The organism is Corallococcus interemptor, assembly GCF_003668875.1.
Taxonomy (GTDB): Bacteria; Myxococcota; Myxococcia; order Myxococcales; family Myxococcaceae; genus Corallococcus; species Corallococcus interemptor.
In genome coordinates, this window is sequence record NZ_RAWM01000001.1 from 1 (window position 1) to 18465 (window position 18465).

8 protein-coding genes are annotated in these 18465 nt (G+C 71.3%); 2 read left to right on the forward strand and 6 right to left on the reverse strand.

The genetic code is table 11. The annotated features are described in order from the left end of the window. The first annotated feature begins 131 nt into the window (after positions 1–131). Positions 132–926, forward strand: coding sequence for a GNAT family N-acetyltransferase (locus D7X96_RS00005; RefSeq protein ID WP_121768683.1), 795 nt, complete (start codon positions 132–134; stop codon positions 924–926). A gap of 88 nt (positions 927–1014) precedes the next feature. Next, positions 1015–1701 carry an iron-containing redox enzyme family protein gene (locus D7X96_RS00010; RefSeq protein ID WP_120547121.1) on the forward strand — a complete coding sequence of 229 codons (687 nt, stop codon included), beginning with the start codon at positions 1015–1017 and terminating at the stop codon, positions 1699–1701. Here D7X96_RS00010 and D7X96_RS00015 read toward each other — a convergent pair. The 6 genes from D7X96_RS00015 to D7X96_RS00040 all read right to left on the reverse strand — a co-directional run bounded on the left by D7X96_RS00015 (position 1698) and on the right by D7X96_RS00040 (position 18304). Further along, a complete protein-coding gene (locus D7X96_RS00015; protein WP_121768684.1) occupies positions 1698–2753 on the reverse strand; it encodes a LuxR C-terminal-related transcriptional regulator in 1056 nt (351 codons plus the stop codon). The two genes, D7X96_RS00010 and D7X96_RS00015, sit on opposite strands and share 4 nt — an antisense overlap. A gap of 151 nt (positions 2754–2904) precedes the next feature. Continuing rightward, positions 2905–3372, reverse strand: a complete 468-nt coding sequence (locus D7X96_RS00020) for a hypothetical protein (RefSeq protein WP_121768685.1) — start codon at positions 3370–3372, stop codon at positions 2905–2907. A gap of 122 nt (positions 3373–3494) precedes the next feature. Continuing rightward, positions 3495–4334, reverse strand: coding sequence for an alpha/beta fold hydrolase (locus D7X96_RS00025; protein ID WP_121723662.1), 840 nt, complete (start codon positions 4332–4334; stop codon positions 3495–3497). Next, the gene (locus tag D7X96_RS00030; RefSeq protein ID WP_121768686.1) at positions 4334–5110 is read right to left on the reverse strand and encodes an alpha/beta fold hydrolase; all 777 of its coding nucleotides are present in this window, start codon (positions 5108–5110) and stop codon (positions 4334–4336) included. Before D7X96_RS00030 ends, D7X96_RS00025 begins: the two co-directional genes overlap by 1 nt. Before the next feature lie 28 nt (positions 5111–5138). Continuing rightward, the gene (locus tag D7X96_RS00035; RefSeq protein ID WP_121768687.1) at positions 5139–11597 is read right to left on the reverse strand and encodes a non-ribosomal peptide synthetase; all 6459 of its coding nucleotides are present in this window, start codon (positions 11595–11597) and stop codon (positions 5139–5141) included. Beyond that, positions 11594–18304, reverse strand: coding sequence for a polyketide synthase (locus D7X96_RS00040; RefSeq protein ID WP_208647245.1), 6711 nt, complete (start codon positions 18302–18304; stop codon positions 11594–11596). The genes D7X96_RS00035 and D7X96_RS00040 overlap by 4 nt, the downstream gene beginning before the upstream one ends. Positions 18305–18465 lie beyond the last annotated feature (161 nt).

An 18465-nucleotide genomic window follows, 5' to 3' on the forward strand; every position in this document is an offset into this window, starting at 1 on the left:
GCGGGCAGGGGCGGCGGGCGGTTGGCCGGGCTCATCGGAAAAAGACAACCCGTGAGCGCACTCGGGCGAGCAGCGACGAATGAAAGGTCGGGGCCGGACACACAGTCCGGCAAGCACCAGCGAGACCCGCCATGTCTTCATTGAGTTGCCGTGTCGCCACAGCGCAGCGAGAACTGGATGACGCGCTCCGCGTCCGTTACCGGGTGTTTGGCGAGGAGATGCGGATGCTGGGGCCCAAGCGGCCCCGGGCTCCGCGCGAAGCGGACTGCTTCGACACGCTGCGCACCACGGCGCACGTCGTCGTCTACGCGGACGCGGAGCCCGTGGCGACCGCGCGGCTCCTGATGCCCAACGCGGAGGTGGCCGCCTTCGCGGACACGGTGGTGGGGCTGGACATCGAGAAGAAGCTCGACCTGTCGGAGGTCGTCGCGCCGGGCCGCGTGCTCGCGGAGACCACGCGCTACTGCGTCACCCGGAGCTACCGCAACTCGGCGGTGCTGCGGCTCCAGGCGGGCCTGTACCGCGAGAGCCGCCGGCGCGGTGTCACCCATTGGATCGCCGCGGCCAACATGGAGACGGACAGCCAGGAGGAGGCGGACCTCTACTTCCAGGCCGCCGAGCGCCGGGGCTGGGTGAGCGACCGCTTCCGCGTGCGGACCCGGGAGTTTCCCTCGCCGCCCGAAAAGCCCCTGGCGCCCCGCCTCAGCGAGGAGCAGCGCGCCCGGGCCCGCCAGGGCCACCTGGATGACCTGCGCCTGCCGCCCGTGCTGTCGCTGTTCGCGGACAAGATGGGCGCGCGCTTCATCGCGCCGCCGCACTTCGATCCCGCCTTCAACCGCTTCACCGTGCCGCTCGTCGCCGCGCTGGATGCCATTCCCGAGCGGACGCTGAACCTCTTCGACTCGCTGGACGCCGACGCCGCCTGAGTCCAGGCCGGCGCGCTCCTTCCTTCCCCCTTCACCCTCAACGCAGCACCCACCGGGCCTCTCCAAGGGCCCCTGTCAGGAGACGTGTATGTGCAAGCAGCCCAAGCATGAGCAGACGAAGACGGACTGGCTGGAGTCCCTGCGGCACGAGGCGCGGATGCTCGTGCACGAACTGGACGTGACGCCGGGCGTGCGGCGCCTCTTCGAGGGGCGCATCCGCCAGGACGACTACGTCTACTACCTCATCCAGACGTACCAGTACGTGCGCTGGAGCGAGGGGTTCTTCACCGGGTCCGGCGAGCGCACGAAGCGCGAGGGCGGCGACCCGGTGCTCGCGGACCTGCTGTTCCAGAAGGCGCGCGAGGAGAAGGGCCATGAGCAGTGGTTGCTCAAGGACCTGAAGGCCCTGGGCTGGACGCAGGAGCGCGTGGAGCGCGCGCCCATCTGCCCCGCCGTGCGCGCCTACGTGGAGTGGAACCGCTTCACGACGCAGTCAGGCGTGCCCACCGCGTTCCTGGGCACGGCCTACGTGCTGGAGTACCTCTCCGTGAACCGTGCGCCGGGCTCCGTGGACCGGCTCGTCGCGGAGAGCGGCATCCCGAACATCGACAAGGCGGTCCTCTTCCTGCGTGGCCATGGCGCCGCCGACGGCGACCACGTGGCGGACCTGGAGTCGGAGCTGCGCAAGGTCACGTCGGCGGAGGAGCAGGCCGCGCTGTTGCTCTCCGCCCGCACCACGCGCACCCTGTTCCCGAAGTTCTTCCGGGAGCCCTAACCCGGCTTCTGCCTCCAGGCGGCCTGGTAGAGGAGGTCCGTGCGGCTCTCGATGCCCAGCTTGGGGAAGATGTTGCGCAGGTGCGTCTTCACCGTGTTGAGCGTCAGGCCCAGGTCCTCGGCGATGGTCTCGTTCGTCCAGTTGCTGAGGACCCCCTGGACCACCTCCGCTTCCCGTGCGGAGAGCTTCTTGCGCCAGGGCTCCGGCATGGGGATGGCCCGCGAGCACTCCTGCAGCACCAGCACCCAGGGGCGGCTGCCGCGCTGTCCGGGCAGCTGCACGAACGTGACCTTCAGGTCCTGTTTCCCGCCGGAGCGCGTCCACGTGTCCATGCCCACGGCCTGCTTCGTCCCCAGCGCCTGGAGGCGTTCCAGGTGGTCGCGCAGCTCCTGGGGCAGGGACTTCTGCTCCTCCGGGTACCAGCGCCGCAGGAGCTCCGTCGCTCCTGGCGTGCGCAGCCGCTCGTGCTCCGGGGGATCCATCACGATGCACTCGGCGCCCTGGTGGTGGAAGAGGGCGTCCAGCAGGTCGCCCCGCGTGGCCTCGTGCGCGAACAGCCGGCAGTTGCGCACCGTGTTCGCCAGGTAGGGCGTCAGGTCCTCCAGCAGCGCCTGCTCCCGTTCGGTGAAGGGCAGGGCGTGCTCGCGGTACAGCGTGAAGCCGCCGTGCCAGTCCTGCCGCAGGTCCAGCAGCACCGCCAGCACCTGCTCCAGCGGAAGCCCCATCTCGCGGCAGCGGAGGTACAGCAGGCTGCGCTTCAATTCCTTGCGCGAACGCGGGTCCGGAGCGCGCGGCGCCTGTGGCTCGGGGCCGAACTCCACCGCGGCCAGTTCTGGATAATGGGTCAGGAGGATGCCCGGCGCCCCCAATCCCAGCCACTCGTAGTCTCCGGGACGCTCCGGCCTGGAGACGCACAGCGCCGCGTAGTCACAGGGCAGGAGCTGCGTGAGGATTCCCTGGGAGCGCGCCAGGACCTCCGTCAGGTCCAGGGAGCTGGAGAGCGCCTGGGTCAGTTCCAGCAAGAGCGCCTGTTCGCGCGAGGTGAGGTTCATCCGCCAGGCCTCCGTCCAACCGGTCCATGCAAGGACTTACCGGTTGTGTGGCCAGGAGATCTCTCACCCAGAGTGGGTATGGACGGGCCCCGCGCATCCGGAGCCCGTCCACGTCAATGATTGCTATGTCTGCCCAAACCGGGCGGAGGCGCTAGTTGCCCGCGCTGCCTTCCACCGGCGGGGTGCCCGTGGTGGGGCTCGCGGAGCTGCCCATCTTCTTGTTCTGATCCCAGGCCGGAGGCGTCACCTCCATCTGCGCGCCCTTGTTGCCCGGGGTGCCCGAGTTCGGCGCGCCCGGCTCCGCAGAGGACGAGTGGTCGCTCGTGCTGTTGCTCCCCTGCTCGGTCGAGCCGGAGCCGCCCACGCCCTCGTCGATGCTGCTGGGGGCCACGGCGTTGTCGTCGGCCTCATCCGCCGGCTTGAGGTCCTCGGAGTCAGTGTCGGAGACCGAGCCCGAGCCGCCCGTGCCCGTGGCCTTGTCCCAGCGCTCCGCGCTGTCCTGGGGCGCGTCCGTGGACGGGTCCTGCATGGGGGGTGTCTCGTGGTCGGTGTGGCTCTGCGCGAACGCCTGACCGGAGAAGGTGAGTGCCGCCAGTGCTGCCATCAGGGGGAGCTTCATCGGTGTCTCTCCTTCGAAGAACGTGTGTGCTTCGAAGGTGGAGACCGTTGGGTGGGAAACAAGCGCTTGACGCACACCCGGCCCCAAGCCGCGTCCCAGCCCGCAGGGCAGCCAGGCGGACGTCAGCCCGCCAGCGCGCGCGGCGGCACCGTGCCCACGGCCCAGGCGGTGAGCTTGCGCAGCAGCTCCGCGCGGTCCGCCGGCACGGAGAAGAGATGGTCCGCGCGGGGATAGAAGGCGTACGTGACGCGGCCCTCCAGCTTCAGCGGGGAGAGCATCTCGAAGAACTGGCCCTCGTGGTTGAAGGACAGCCCCATGCCTCCGGAGAACACGAAGCACAGGCTGACGCCGCGCTCCAGCAGCTGCTTGTAGTCCTGCGTCAGCTGCTCTCGCTCCGGGTACTCGCGCGTGTAGACCTCGTCGGCCTCGCCGGCCTCGCGCAGTTGGGCGGGCAGCTTGCGCTTGCGCAGGAAGCGCGTCCACCGGCGGGGGCTCAGGTAGCGCAGGTGGAAGCGCAGGTGGTAGCCCAGCGTGCGGTACGTGTACCCGTCAATGAAGGCCGCGCCCACCACGCGCGGATCCGCCACCGTCACCGCGTGCGCGCTGTCCACGCCGGAGCACAGGCCGATGAGCACGAAGCGCTTCTGGCCCTTCTTCTGCTCCAGGTAGTCCAGCGCCGCGCGCGTCTCCTCGCGAGCGCGCTGGAACTCGTCGGCGCCACCCTCGCGGCGGGGACGGCTGTCTCCCAGGCCGGACAAATCGAAGCGCAGCGTGGTGAAGCCTCGCCCCGCCAGCTGCCGCGCCAGCTCCACCCACAACCGGTACGGGCCCACGTGGTGGTTGAGGCCCACGTTGGACAGCACCACCACGGGGGCCTCCGGCAGGGCCTTCGCCGGATCGGGCTCCGTGAGGATGCCCACGAGGCTCTGCTCGGGGCCGAAGGTACAGATGCGCTCGCGCATCACGCGGCCTCCTTCAGGAGCGTGGTGATGGTCTGCAGGATGCGGTTGGACAGGAGCGCGGACTCCTGGCCTCCCGCGCCCTCCTCGGGCACCAGGTGGTGCTGGAAGGGCAGGCCCGTCGTCTCCAGGTGCGCCTGGAGGCGCTGGTACTCGGGCTTGGCGGCGGCGGCCACCAGGTGGGTGCGCGTCGAGGGCCACGACGGCTGCGCGGCCAGGTTCAACGCGAGGATGTCGTCGCGCAGGGCGCGGGGGAACGCGAAGCCCAGCAGCTCCTCGCGCACCTCCAGCGGGCTCTCGGGCCGAGGGAAGAGGGTGCGTGTGTCCCGGCGCTGCTGGAGCAGCTCCAGCTCCTGGAGCCAGGCCTCTCCCTCCACCAGCGGCTCCCAGAGCACGAGCGAGGCGGTGGACAGCCCCTCCAGGGCCGCGCGCACCGCGAGCGCCGCGCCCAGCCGGAAGCCCACGAGCGCCACGCGCTGCACGCCCGTGACGTCCTGCAACTCATTGGCGGCCTGGCGGATGTCCTGGACCCACGTGGCCACTCGGCCCTCGTGGACCTCTCCGGCCGAGTCCCCCGTGCCGTAGTAGTCGAAGCGGAAGACGTGGAAGCCCTCGCGCGCGAGCATCCCGGCCAGCTTGCGGAAGGCCCAGTGCGTCAGCATGTACTCCTGGGCGGCGGGGTAGCAGAGCACCACCCCGGTGGCGCGCTCGGCGCCCTGCGCGGGGTGGTGGATGCCGAAGAGCTGGCGTTCGGCGGAGCCGAAGAAGCAGGGCGTCACGGTCTGACCATTCTCCTCAGGGGGACGCTCAGTCCGAGCGCCCCGGCAGTTTCCCCTTCAGCTTATTGAACAAGCGTTGCGCCAGGGGAACAGAAGTCTCCTGAGCGGCAGGCCTCGGGGGTGTGACGGGCTGCGTCCTGGCGGCTGTTTGCGCCGGAGCCTGCGCCGCGGGCGCGAGCTGCGAGGCCACCTGCTCCAGCGTGTTGAGCAAGAGCGTGCGCGGGTGCAACTCCTGGTGGAGCTCCTTCTTCACGCGCATCACCACCTGGAAGGACAGGAGCGAGTGCCCGCCGATGTTGAAGAAGTTGTCGTGCACGCCCACCTGCGCGATGCCCAGCACCTCCCGCCAGATACGCGCCAGGTGCTGCTCCGTCGGAGTGCGCGGCGCGACGAAGGCATCCTCGACGGGGCGCGCGGTGCCGGCCGGAGGCGGCAGGGCCTTGCGGTCCACCTTGCCGTTCGGCGTGAGCGGCAGCGCCTCCAGCTCCACGAAGTGCTGCGGCACCATGTACTGCGGCAGCTGCGAGCGCAGGTGCTTGCGCAGCTCCGTGTCCGTGTACGCCTGCCCCGGCTTCGTCACGAGGTACGCGACGAGGCGGCGGTCCCCAGGACGATCCTCGCGAACGAGGGCCACGGCCTGGGCCAGCGACGGGTGCGAGGCGAGCGCCGCTTCGACTTCACCCAGCTCGATGCGGAAGCCACGCAGCTTCACCTGCGAGTCGTTGCGACCCAGGTACTCGACGGTGCCGTCGGCGAGCCACCGGGCGAGGTCGCCCGTGCGGTACATGCGCTCGCCGGTGCGGAAGGGATTGGGCAGGAAGCGCTCCTGCGTCAGCTCCGGGCGGTGCAGGTAGCCCAGCGTCACGCCGTCGCCGCCGATGTACAGCTCGCCCGCGACGCCCACCGGCACGGGGGCCAGGTGCGCGTCCAGGAGGTAGAGCTGCGTATTGGCAATGGGCCGGCCGATGCGGATGGAGGAGAGCGGCGGCTGCACGCGCCACGTGGTGGACCAGACGGTGGTCTCCGTGGGGCCGTACATGTTCCAGAGGCTGCCAACGCGGGCGAGCAGGGCTTCGGCCAGCTCGCGGGGAAGGGCCTCGCCACCAACGAGGGCCTTGAAACCCGGGCGCGGCTGCCAGCCGGCCTCCAGCAAGAGGCGCCAGGTGGAGGGCGTCGCCTGCATGGTGGTGACGGCGTTGGCCTCCAGCGCCGCCTTGAGCAGCGCACCGTCGGAGGCGGTGTCGCGCGAGGCGAGCACCACCTGGGCACCGGTGGTGAGCGGCAGCAGCAGCTCAAGCACGGCGATGTCGAACGAGAGCGTCGTGACGGCCAGCAGGACATCCTGAGGAGAAAGGCTGGGGGCCTCCTGCATGGTGCCCAGGAAGTTCACCACCGCGCGGTGCGGTACGCGCACGCCCTTGGGCTTGCCCGTCGAACCCGACGTGTAGATGACGTACGCCACGGCTTCGGGCGTGACTCCGGGAGCCTCGGGAGCCGTGTCCGCCTGCGACGTGGTGTCCTCGACGAAGAGGGCCTTCGCCGTGGTGGAGGGCAGGGTGCTCTGGAGCGCGCGCTGGGTGAGCACGAGCGAGAGCTTCGCGTCCTCGACCATGAAGGCCAGACGCTCCGGCGGGAACCCGGGGTCGAGCGGGACGTAACCCGCGCCGGCCTCCAGGATGCCCAGCAGGCCCACCACCATGTCCGGGCCACGCTCGGTGAAGAGGCCCACGAGGCCTCCCGGCGTGACGCCCTCGTGCTTGAGCGCGTTCGCCACCTGGTGGCTGCGCTGCAGGAGCTGACGGTAGGTGAGCGTCACGGCACCCGAGCGCAGCGCGACCGCATCCGGCGTGGCCTGGGCCTGCGCGGCGACGAGCGTGTGGACGAAGGCGCTCCGGTCGAACGGCTTCCCGGTCGCGTTCCAGTCCACCAGCACGCGCTGCTTCTCCGACTCGGGGAGCAGCGGCAGGCGCGACACCGGCACCTCCGCGTCGGACACCGCGGCGCGCAGCAACGTGCGGATCTGCTCCAGCATGCGGACGACGGTGTCCCGCTCGAACAGGTCGGTGTTGTAGTCCATGCCGCCGACGATGCCGTTCGCCGTCTCCTTCACCCAGAAGCTCAGGTCCAGCGGCGTCGCGTGCGCGTGCACGTGCACCTGGCCGTAGGTGAGGTCTCCCAGCTTGGAGCCGCGGTTGCGCACGTCCTGGAAGGTGAAGAACGTCTGGAACAGCGGCGTGCGGCTCAAGTCACGCTGCACGCCCAGTTGCTGCATCAGCAGCTCGATGGGCATGTCCTGGTGGCCGAACGCCTCCATGCACGTGGTGCGCACGCGCTCCAGCAGCTGCCGGAACGTCAGCTCCGGCGACAGCTGCGTGCGCAGGACGAGCGTGTTGACGAAGAAGCCCAGCAGGTCCTCGACCTCCGGATGCGAGCGGCCCCGGATGGGCGTGCCCACGACCAGGTCCTCCTGGCCGCTGTAGCGGTGCAGCAGCGTCTTGAACGCCGTGAGCAGCACCATGTACAGCGTGGCGTTGGACTCGCGCCCCAGCTTCGTGAGGGCGTCCACCTCCGCGCCGGTGAGGACGAACGGCTCCGTGCCGCCCTGGAGGCTCATCTGCGCGGGGCGCGGCTTGTCCGTGGGCAGCTCCAGCGCGGGCAGGTTCCCGGAGAGCTTGCCCTTCCAGTAGCGCGCCTGCCGCTCCAGCTCCTCGCCCTGGAGCCAGTCGCGGTGCCACTCGGTGAAGTCCGCGTACTGGATGGGCAGGGCGGGGAGCTTGGGCTCCTGGCCCCGGGTGAGCGCGGAGTAGATGACGTCCAGCTCGCGCAGGAACACGTCGAACGACCACCCATCCCAGATGAGGTGATGGGGCATGAAGAAGAGGACGTGCTCGTGGGCGCCCAGCCGGAACAGCGTCAGGCGGAACAGCGGCGCGGCGGTGATGGGGATGGACGCGTCCGCCAGCGCCTGGAGGCGGCGCAGCAGGTCCTCCTCGCGCGTGTTCGCGGGGACGGACTCCAGGTCCACCGGGTCCAGCTCCACCGTCAGGGACGGGGCCACGTGCTGCACCGGCGTGCCATCATCCCACCGCACGAAGGTGCGCAGGGACGACTGGCGCTCCAGCAGCTTGTTGAAGCTGAAGCGCAGCGCGCCCACGTCCAGCGCGCCGTGCAGGCGGAACGCGGAGGGCAGGTTGTAGACGGCGGTGCCCGGGTTGAGCTGCTCCAGGAACCACAGCCGCTGCTGCATGAGCGACAGCGGCGCGGGCGCGGTGCCCGCACGGGGCGAGATGCGCTGCGCGGGGCTCGCGGCCCCGTCGTCGCCGCGCACCAGCCGGGCCAGCTTCTCCACGGTGGGCGCTTCGAACATGCGGCGCAGCGTGAGGCTCACGTCCAGGTCACGGCTCGCGCGCGTGAGGGCCTGCGACGCCAGCAGTGAGTGGCCGCCCAGCCGGAAGAAGTCCGCCGTGACGCTCACCCGGCGCAGCCCCAGCACGTCCGCGAAGATGGCGGCGAGCTTCTGCTCCGTCTCGTCGCGAGGCGCGACGTAGGCGTCCTCCTGCGACTCCACCTGCGGCGACGGCAGGGCCTTGCGGTCCACCTTGCCGTTCGGCGTGAGCGGCAGCGCGGGCAGGGCCACGAAGTGCTGCGGGACCATGTACTCGGGGAGCCCCTGCTTGAGGTGCGCGCGCAGGGCTTCATCCGCCGGAATCGTCTGGCCGGGCCGGGCGATGAGGTACGCGACAAGGCGCCTGTCGCCAGGACGATCCTCGCGAACAAGGGCGACGGCCTGGGCCAGCGACGGGTGCAAGGCGAGCGCCGCTTCGACTTCGCCCAGCTCGATGCGGAAGCCACGCAGCTTCACCTGCGAGTCGTTGCGACCCAGGTACTCGACGGTGCCGTCGGCGAGCCACCGGGCGAGGTCGCCCGTGCGGTACATGCGCTCGCCGGTGCGGAAGGGATTGGGCAGGAAGCGCTCCTGCGTCAGCTCCGGGCGGTGCAGGTAGCCCAGCGTCACGCCGTCGCCGCCGATGTACAGCTCGCCCGCGACGCCCACCGGCACGGGGGCCAGGTGCGCGTCCAGGAGGTAGAGCTGCGTATTGGCAATGGGCCGGCCGATGCGGATGGAGGAGAGCGGCGGCTGCACGCGCCACGTGGTGGACCAGACGGTGGTCTCCGTGGGGCCGTACATGTTCCAGAGGCTGCCAACGCGGGCGAGCAGGGCTTCGGCCAGCTCGCGGGGAAGGGCCTCGCCACCAACGAGGGCCTTGAAACCCGGGCGCGGCTGCCAGCCGGCCTCCAGCAGGAGGCGCCAGGTGGACGGCGTGGCCTGCATGGTGGTGACGGCGTTGGACTCCAGCGCTGCCTTGAGCAGCGAACCGTCGGAGGCGGTGTCACGCGAGGCGAGCACCACCTGGGCACCGGTGGTGAGCGGCAGCAGCAGCTCCAGCACGGCGATGTCGAAGGAGAGCGTGGTGACGGCCAGCAGCACGTCCTGCGCCCCCAGGCCCGGAGCCTCCTGCATGGTGCTCAGGAAGTTCACCACCGCGCGGTGCGGCACGCGCACGCCCTTGGGCTTGCCCGTCGAACCCGACGTGTAGATGACGTACGCCACCGCCTCCGGAGAGACGTCCTGCGCCGGGAGCGCGGACTCGGGCTGCGAGGCCGTGTCCTCGATGAGCAGGGGCTTCACGCTGGTGGACGGCAGCGACGCCACCAGGGCCTGCTGCGTGAGGATGGTGGAGAGCTTCGCGTCCTCGACCATGAAGGCCAGACGCTCCGGCGGGAACCCGGGGTCGAGCGGCACGTAGCCCGCTCCCGCCTCCAGGATGCCCAGCAGGCCCACGACCATGTCCGCGCCGCGGTTCGTGAAGAGACCCACGAGGCTGCCGGCCGTGACACCCTGCTGCTTCAATCCATGCGCCACCTGATGGGCGCGCTGGAGCAGTTGCTGGTACGTGAGCGTCACGTCGCCCGAGCGCAACGCGACCGCATCCGGCGTGGCCTGGGCCTGCGCGGCCACGAGCGTGTGGACGAAGGCCTGACGGTCGAACGGCTTCTGGGTCGCGTTCCAGTCCACCAGGACGCGCTGCTTCTCCGCCTCGGGCAGCAGCGGCAGCCGCGACACGGGCGTCTCCGCGTTGGCGACCACGCCCCGCAGCAGTTCTTCGTAACACGCCATCCAGCGGCGGACCGTGGAGCCGTCGAAGAGGTCGGTGTTGTACTGGCACTCCAGCACCACGCGGCCATGGGCCTCGGCCGCGTTGATGAAGAGGTCGAAGTTCTCGAAGTGGCGCGGGTTGCTCGCCAGGGTGCAGGTGAGGCCCTGGAATCCCAGCTGCTCACCCGTGACGGCCTGGTCCACGTTGAACAGCACGTTGACCAGCGGCAGGCGGCTGGGGTCGCGCGGCAGCGCCAGCTGCTTGAGCAGCGTGCCGAACGTGTACTCCTGGTGCTCGTACGCATCGAGCATCGTGGTGCGCAGCTGCTTGAGCACCTGCGTGAAGGGCGCCTCCGCCGCGACGTTGCTGCGCAGGGGCAGCGCGTTCACGCAGTGGCCCACCAGGTCCTTCAAGCCCGCCACGGACTGGCCCGCGGCGGGGATGGCCACCACCACGTCCTCCAGGCCCGTCAGCCGGTGCAAGAGCGCCTTGAAGCCCGCCAGCAGCGTGGTGAAGAAGCTGCCGCCATGGCGCGCGCCCACGCGCTTGAGCTGCTCCACGAGCGCGGGCTCCAGGACACAGTCCTCACGCCGCGAGCTGTACGTCTTGGACGGCGGACGGCGCCGGTCCAGCGGCAGCTCCAGCACCGGCAGCGTGCCGGAGAACTGCTTGAGCCAGTAGCGCTCGTGCTCGGCGTACTCCGGCGTCGTGGCCAGCTGGGCCTGCGCGCGGGCGTAGTCGCTGAACGTGGGCGCCGGCGGCAGCGTGTACGGCGTGCGCCGCGCGTGCGCCGAATAGAACGTCGCCAGGTCGCGCAGCATCACCGCCATGGACCAGCCGTCACACACGATGTGGTGCGCGGTCATCGTCAGCAGGTGCTCCTGCGCGGAGAGGCGGGCCAGGCGCGGACGCAAGAGCGGCCCTGACTCCAGGGACAGCGGCGTCTCCACCTCGTGGGCCACGAGCTCCCGGACGCGGGCGTCGCGCTCGGAGGGCGGCAGCGCGTCCAGCGCCAGCACCTCCAGCGGGAAGGGCGTGGCGGCGGCCACGCACAGCGTGAGGCCATCCGCGCTGAACGTGGTGCGCAGCGCTTCGTGCCGCTCGCTCAGGTCCTGGAGCGCGGCGCGCAGGCACTCGACGTCCAGCGGGCCGTGCAGCCGCACGGACATGGACTCGTTGAAGGCGCACGACGCGTCCGGGCCCATCTGCACGCCGGTCCACACCTCGCGCTGGGGCTCGGTGGACGGCGCGGTGAGCAGCAGCGCGGGCCCGGCGAACGGATCGAAGTCGTCGGGGATGTCCTGCATGGGGGTCGCGGAGGTCTTCATCGGGTCTCGCTCAGCTTGACGAACTTGCCGGGCACCGTGGGGTGCGGGACGAACCAGGCGGGGTTGCCCTGCGGATCACGCCCCAGGCGCGCGCCGGGGACGGGGGGCTGGTTGGAATCGAAGGCGGCGGGGGCCTGCGGCTGGGGACGGGCCGTGCCGGGCAGGAAGCCCGCGTCCTGCAGCTCCGTGACGCTGTCCTGGAACGCGGTGATGAGGCGCTGCACGTCCGCGTCCGAGTGCGCCGTGGTGAAGAAGCACGGGAAGCCATCCCAGATGTGGATGCCCTTGTCGCGCAGCAGGCAGAACAGCAGGTCCGCGTTCGCGACGTCCGACGTGACGAACGTCTTCCACAGCGACCCGAAGTGCTTGATGCGCAGCGGGGCGCCCACCTCGTCGAAGAACGCGTTGAGCGTGGTGGCAAGCCGGTCCGCCTTGGCGCTCACGCCGCGCTGCAGCTCCGGGCCCGCGGCCTTCATGTGCTCCAGCGCGGCCTTCGCGGCGGCGAGCGCCAGCGGGTGGCGCACGAACGTGCCGGCGAAGTACGTCACGCCCACCGTGGGCACGGAGTCGTCGCCGAACTGCCAGTGGCCGCCGTCCAGCGCGTCCATGAACGGGCGCTTGCCCGCGATGACGCCAATGGGCATGCCGCCGCCCACGACCTTGCCGTAGGTGGCCACGTCCGCCTGCACGCCGAAGAGGGCCTGGGCGCCGCCCGGGTGCATGCGGAAGCCGGTGATGACCTCGTCGAAGATGTAGACGGAGCCGGACTTCTGGGTGAGGTCGCGCAGCTGGTGCAGGAACTCGCGCGGCTGGAAGTCCGGGCGGCGGCTCTGCACGGGCTCCACCATGATGGCGGCCAGCGAGTCCGCGCGGGCGCGGAGGATTTCGAGCGACTCCGGCGTGCCGTAGTCCAGCACCAGCACGTCCTGCACCGCGCCCGCCATGATGCCCGGGGCGGCCGGCACGGTGCGCAGGCTCTTGGTGCCGCGCACCAGCACCTCGTCGAAGATGCCGTGGTAGCTGCCGGAGAAGATGGCGATGGTGCTGCGGCCGGTGACGGTGCGGGCGATGCGCATCGCGCCCATCACCGCCTCGGAGCCGGTGTTGCAGAGCGCCGCGCGGTCCGCGCCGGTGAACTCACAGACGAGCTTCGCGACCTCGCCGGCCAGCGGGTGCATGGGCCCCAGCTCGTAGCCGTCGTCCACCTGCTGGTGCACGGCCTGGGTGATGAAGTCCGGCGCGTGGCCGAACATCACGGAGCCGAAGCCGTTGAGCGCGTCCAGGTACTCGTTGCCGTCCACGTCCCAGAGCTTGGAGCCCTTGGAGCGGTTCACGTTGAGCGGGTAGATGAGCTCCTTGAGCAGCGGGCGGAAGCCCGTCACCACGCGCGGATCCGACAGCTGGCTGCGGTGCTCCTGGGCGTAGCGCTTGGAGCCCTGCGTCTTCGTGTTGTAGCGGCGGGTGAAGTCCTCCAGGAACGTCTGCTGGCGGGGCGTGAGCGCGTCCTTCGGCGCCAGGCTGATGCGCGCGATGGCGCCGAAGGCCTTCTTCACGTCGTACTTCACCGGGCCCTTGAGTTCGGCCTCATCGGGGGCCGCGGCCGGAGCCGGGGCGGCCTGCGGCCGCGGGGCGGGGACCTGCTCGGCCTGAGGCTGGGCCTGCACGGCGGGAGCCTGCGGGGCCATGGCCTGCGCGGGCTGGCCGGACAGGAGCGCGAGCTGCTGGGTCATCAACCAGAGCTGCTGCGCGACCACCGCCTGGAGGCTCCCAGCGGGCGCGGCCATCGCCTGGGCCTGGAACGCGGCACCGGCGGCGGCGAACGGCGCGGCCTGGACCGGGACGGCAGGCACCTGCGGCTGTCCGAGGATGTTCGCGGTGAGCTGCGCGGTGGGCGCGGCGGCCACGGGGGCGGGCGCGGCCTCCGCGGGCATGCGGCCATCGAGGTACGCGGCGAGCTGCCCCAGCGACGGGACCTCCTCCAGGAGCTGCCGGAACGTCACCTTCACGCCGAACTGCTTCTGCACCGCGAGCGCCGCCTGCGTGAGCACCAGCGAATCCAGCCCCAGCTCCAGGAAGCTCGCGCCCGGATCCGCGCCGGCCAGCTCCAGGCCGCTCAGCTCCTCGAACAGGGTGCGCAGGGAGGGGACGAGACGCTCGGCACGGGGAACAGGGGCGGGACTCACGACGACTCCGGTGGATGGGGTGGGGGCGGGCACGGACGCCCGCTCGAGGTCGATCCAGTGGCGCTGCCGCTGGAAGGGATACGTGGGAAGGGTGACGCGCTGGCGCTGCTCGTCGGCGTGGAAGGCCCGCCAGTCCAGGGCCACGCCCCGGCGCCACAGCTGGCCCGCGGCGCTCAAGAGGGCGGTCCAGTCCGAGGCATCGCCGGTGGACTCGCCCAGGGAGGCGAACACCCGCGAGCGCTGATCAGCGGTGGCCTGCTGCCGCGCCAGCGTGGCCAGCGTCACGCGCGGGCCCACTTCCAGGAGCAGGTGCTCGCCCTGGTCCCAGAGCGTGCGCAGCGCGGGGGAGAAGCGGACCGTGTCGCGCAGGTGCCGCGCCCAGTACTCGGGCGAAGTCGCCTCGGAGGCCTTCAGCCACGTGCCCGTCGCGGTGGAGACAATGGGGATGCGCGGCTCGGACAGTCGCACGCCCTTCAGCGTCTCCAGGAAGGGCGCCACCGCGGCGTCCATCATCGGCGAGTGGAACGCGTGCGACGTCTGGAGCAGCCGGCACGCGGTGCCCTCCGCCTCCAGCGCGGCCTGGAGCCGCTGCACGGCCTCCGTGGGCCCGGACACCACGCACAGGCGCGGACCGTTGTCCGACGCGATGGCCAGCCCGTCCGTCAGCCGGGGCGCCATGGCCTCCGCGGGCAGGCGCACCGACAGCATGCTGCCCGGCGCCTGCGCCTGCATCAGCTGGCCGCGCTTCGCCACCAGGTGCAGCGCGTCCTCCAGCGTGAAGACGCCCGCGAGGCACGCGGCGACGAACTCGCCCACGCTGTGGCCCACGAGCGCGCCCGGCCGCACGCCCCAGCTCCACCAGAGCTGCGCGAGCGCGTACTCCACCGTGAACAGCGCGGCTTGCGCGAACGACGTCTGGCGCAGCGCCTCCGCGGCCTCGGGAGACTCCGGGTCCTTCGGGAAGAGCACCTCGCGCAGGTCGCGCCCGAGCAGCGGCTTGAGCACCTCCGCGCACGCATCCACCGTGGCGCGGAACGCCGGCGCGTGGCGGTACAGCCCGTGCGCCATGTCCGGATGCTGCGAGCCCTGGCCCGGGAAGAGGAACGCGACGGGCGGCGTGGACTCCAGGCCGGACGCCTCCGGTTCGGCCGCCGTCAGCGCCCGCACGGCCTCTTCATGCGAGCCCGCCACCACGGCGCGGCGGAACGGGAACGCCTTGCGCCCCGTGGCCAGCGTGTGCGCCACGTCCGCGAGCGAGTCCTCCGGATGCGCCTGGAGGTGCGCGGCCAGCCGCAGCGCCGCCTGCGACAGGGCCGCGGGCGTCTTCGCCGACAGCGTCAACAGTTGGCGCGGCTTCGACGGACCGGACGCCGGACGCTCCGGCGCCTCCTCCACCACCACGTGCGCGTTGGTGCCGCCCACGCCAAACGAGCTCACTCCCGCGCGCAGCGGACCCGTGCCCTCCGGCCACGCGGAGCGCCGGGTCTGCACGAAGAAGGGGCTGCGCGGGAAGTCGATTTTGGGGTTCGGCGTCTGGAAGTGCAGCGTCGGCGGCAATTCGCGGTGCTTCAGCGAGAGCACCGTCTTCAACAGGCCCGCCACGCCCGCCGCGGCGGTGAGGTGGCCGAAGTTGCTCTTCACCGAGCCGATGGCGCAGAAGCCCGTGTCGGACGTGTGCGCGCGGAAGGCCTGCGACAGCGCCTCCACCTCGATGGGGTCGCCCAGCGGCGTCGCCGTGCCGTGCGCCTCCACGTAGCGGATGGTGCGCGGGTCGATGCCCGCGTTCGCGTGCGCCGTGGCGATGGCGGTGGCCTGGCCCTCCACGCCCGGCGCCGCGAAGCTCACCTTGGCCGCGCCGTCGTTGTTGATGCCCACGCCGCGCAGCACCGCGTGGATGACGTCGCCGTCCGCCTGTGCGTCCGACAGGCGCTTGAGCACCACCGCGCCCAGGCCGTCGCTGAAGAGGGTGCCGGTGGCCTTCGCGTCGAACGGGCGGCAGTGCCCGTCCTGGGAGAGCATGCCGCCCTCCAGGTACAGGTGGCCGGACTTCTGCGGCACCGTCACGGACGCGCCGCCCGCCAGGGCCACGTCGCACTGGTGCGTCTGGAGCGCCCAGAACGCCTGCGCGACCGCGACCAGCGACGTGGAGCATGCCGTATTGAGCGACAGCGCGGGCCCGCGCAGGTCCAGCTTGTGCGCGACGCGGGTGGCCACGTAGTCCTTCTCGTTGGCCACCATCGCCTGGAAGGCGCCCACCCGGCCCACGATGTCCTGCCGGGGCATCACGTGCAGCGGCCCGTAGCTGTTGTTGTGCGTGCCCGCGAAGACGCCGATGAGGCCGGGGTACGCCTCCGGCACCACGCCCGCGGACTCCAGCGCCTCCCAGGCCGTCTCCAGGAACAGGCGCTGCTGCGGATCCATCACCTGCGCCTCCTTCGGCGTGATGCCGAAGAAGGCCGCGTCGAACAGCTCCACGCCGTCCAGGATGCCGCGCGACCGCACGTACTCGGGGGCGTCGCGCTCGGCGGCGGGCACGGACGCGTCCACCTCCTCGCGCGTGAAGGTGGTGACGGACTCCACGCCGCCCACCAGGTTCTTCCAGAAGGATTCGATGTCGGGAGCGCCCGGGAAGCGGCCCGCCATGCCGATGATGGCCACCGGCTCCGCGCCGCCGCCCGGCTGCTGCCGCTTCGCCTGCCGCGCCTCCACCTGCTGCCGCAGCGACGGGCGGGACGCATCCCCCGTCAGCACCGCCGCCAGCTGCGCCACCGTGGGGGACTGGAACAGCTGGACGATGGGGATCTCCAGCCCGTGCGCCTGCCGCAGCCGCGCCACGCACTGGAGCGCGAGCAGCGAGTTGCCGCCCAGCTCGAAGAAGCTGTCGTGCACGCCCACCCGGTCGATGCGGAGCAACTGCGCCCACGCGTCCGCGAGCGTGCGCTCCAGCGGCGAGCGCGGCGCCACGAACGCCTGCTGCAGCTCCGGCCGCGTGGGCAGCGGGGCGGGCAGGCCGCGGCGGTCAATCTTCCCGCTGGGCGTGCGGGGCAGGGCGTCCATCACCACGAACGCGGAGGGCACCATGTAGTCCGGCACCCGCGTGGACAGGTGGCGCCGCAGCGCCCCGGCCGCGTGCTCCAGCTTTCCGTCCGGGACGACGTAGGCGACCAGCCGCTTGTCGCCGGGCACGTCCTCGCGCGCCACCACCGCCACCTGCTTCACCGCCGGGTGGCTGCCCAGCGCGACCTCAATCTCGCCCAATTCGATGCGGTAGCCGCGCACCTTCACCTGGCCGTCGATGCGGCCCAGGAACTCCACGTTGCCGTCCGGCAGCACGCGCGCCAGGTCGCCCGTCTTGTACGCGCGCTCGCCGGTGCCGGGCTTGAGCGGGTGCGGCACGAAGCGCTCCGCCGTCAGCGCTTCACGGTGCAGGTATCCACGCGCCAGACACACACCCGCGAGGAACAGCTCGCCGGACTCGCCCTGGGGCACGGGCTTCTTCTGCTCGTCCAGCACCAGCAGCTCGCAGCCGTCCACCGCCTTGCCAATGGGCGGCAGCGCGGGCCATGCGTCGGGTGAGCCCGTGAGCACGTAGCTGGAGACGACGTGCGTCTCCGACGGGCCGTAGTGGTTGTGCAGCGCGCAGCCCGGCAGCGCGGAGAAGAACGCGCGCAGGTGGTGCGTCACCTGGAGTTGCTCGCCCGCGGTGACGACTTCGCGAAGACCGGGCGGCACCTTCTGGTGCGAGGTGGCGATCTCGGAAAGGTTCTGCAGCGCGATGAAGGGCAGGAACAGCCGCTCCACGCGCTCGTCCGCCAGGAGCTGCAACAGCAGCACGGCATCCAGCCGCAGCGCGTCCCGCACCAGCACCAGCGTCCCGCCGGAGCACCAGGTGCCGAACAGCTCCTGGAACGACACGTCGAAGGACAGCGGAGAGAACTGGAGCGTGCGCGTGCCCGGCCCCGCGATGGACTGCCCCAGCTGCCACGCGATGAGGTTGGCGAGCGGCCGGTGCCCCATGGCCACGCCCTTGGGCGTGCCCGTGGAGCCGGACGTGTAGATGGCGTAGGCCAGCCCCTCCAGGCTCGACGCGTCCACCGGCGAGGCCGGGGCGTCCGAGGCGAAGAGGGCAGGGGACTCATCCAGGCACAGCACCGGCCCCGCGAAGGCGGGCAGGCCCGCGCGCAGCTTCGCCTGGGTGAGCAGCACCGGCGCCTTCGCGTCCTCCAGCATGAACGCCAGGCGCGGCGCGGGATAGGCCGGGTCCAATGGCAGATACGCGCCGCCGGCCTTGAGCACGGCCAGCACCGCCACCACCATCTCCACCGAGCGCTCCAGGCACACGCCGACGAGCACGTCCGTGGTGACGCCCAGCCCCCGCAGGTGGTGCGCCAGCTGGTTGGAGCGGCGGTCCAGCGCCGCGTACGTCAGCCCCGCGCCCTCGAAGCGGACCGCCTCGGCGTCGGGCGTCCGGGACGCTTGCGCGGTGAAACGCGCCACCACTGTCTGCATGAGCGCTGCGTCCACGGAGCTATCCCCCAGAGGCATCAGACCGTCAGGTTCCGAGCGTTTGAGATTGAAGAGGCTGGAAAAGACGGCGAACCCGGCCGCGCAGCATGCCATGCCTGGATTGGAATGATCGCGTCTGGGTAGATTCCTTACATCTGGCCGACCCCTCGGCCGCTCCC

Bases quoted from the DNA above. Each gene is read 5' to 3' on its own strand.
- D7X96_RS00025 (WP_121723662.1), bottom strand. From the start codon at position 4,334: ATGCGCGAGCGCATCTGTACCTTCGGCCCCGAGCAGAGCCTCGTGGGC.
- D7X96_RS00005 (WP_121768683.1), top strand. From the start codon at position 132: ATGTCTTCATTGAGTTGCCGTGTCGCCACAGCGCAGCGAGAACTGGAT.
- D7X96_RS00020 (WP_121768685.1), bottom strand. From the start codon at position 3,372: ATGAAGCTCCCCCTGATGGCAGCACTGGCGGCACTCACCTTCTCCGGT.
- D7X96_RS00035 (WP_121768687.1), bottom strand. From the start codon at position 11,597: ATGAAGACCTCCGCGACCCCCATGCAGGACATCCCCGACGACTTCGAT.
- D7X96_RS00010 (WP_120547121.1), top strand. From the start codon at position 1,015: ATGTGCAAGCAGCCCAAGCATGAGCAGACGAAGACGGACTGGCTGGAG.
- D7X96_RS00015 (WP_121768684.1), bottom strand. From the start codon at position 2,753: ATGAACCTCACCTCGCGCGAACAGGCGCTCTTGCTGGAACTGACCCAG.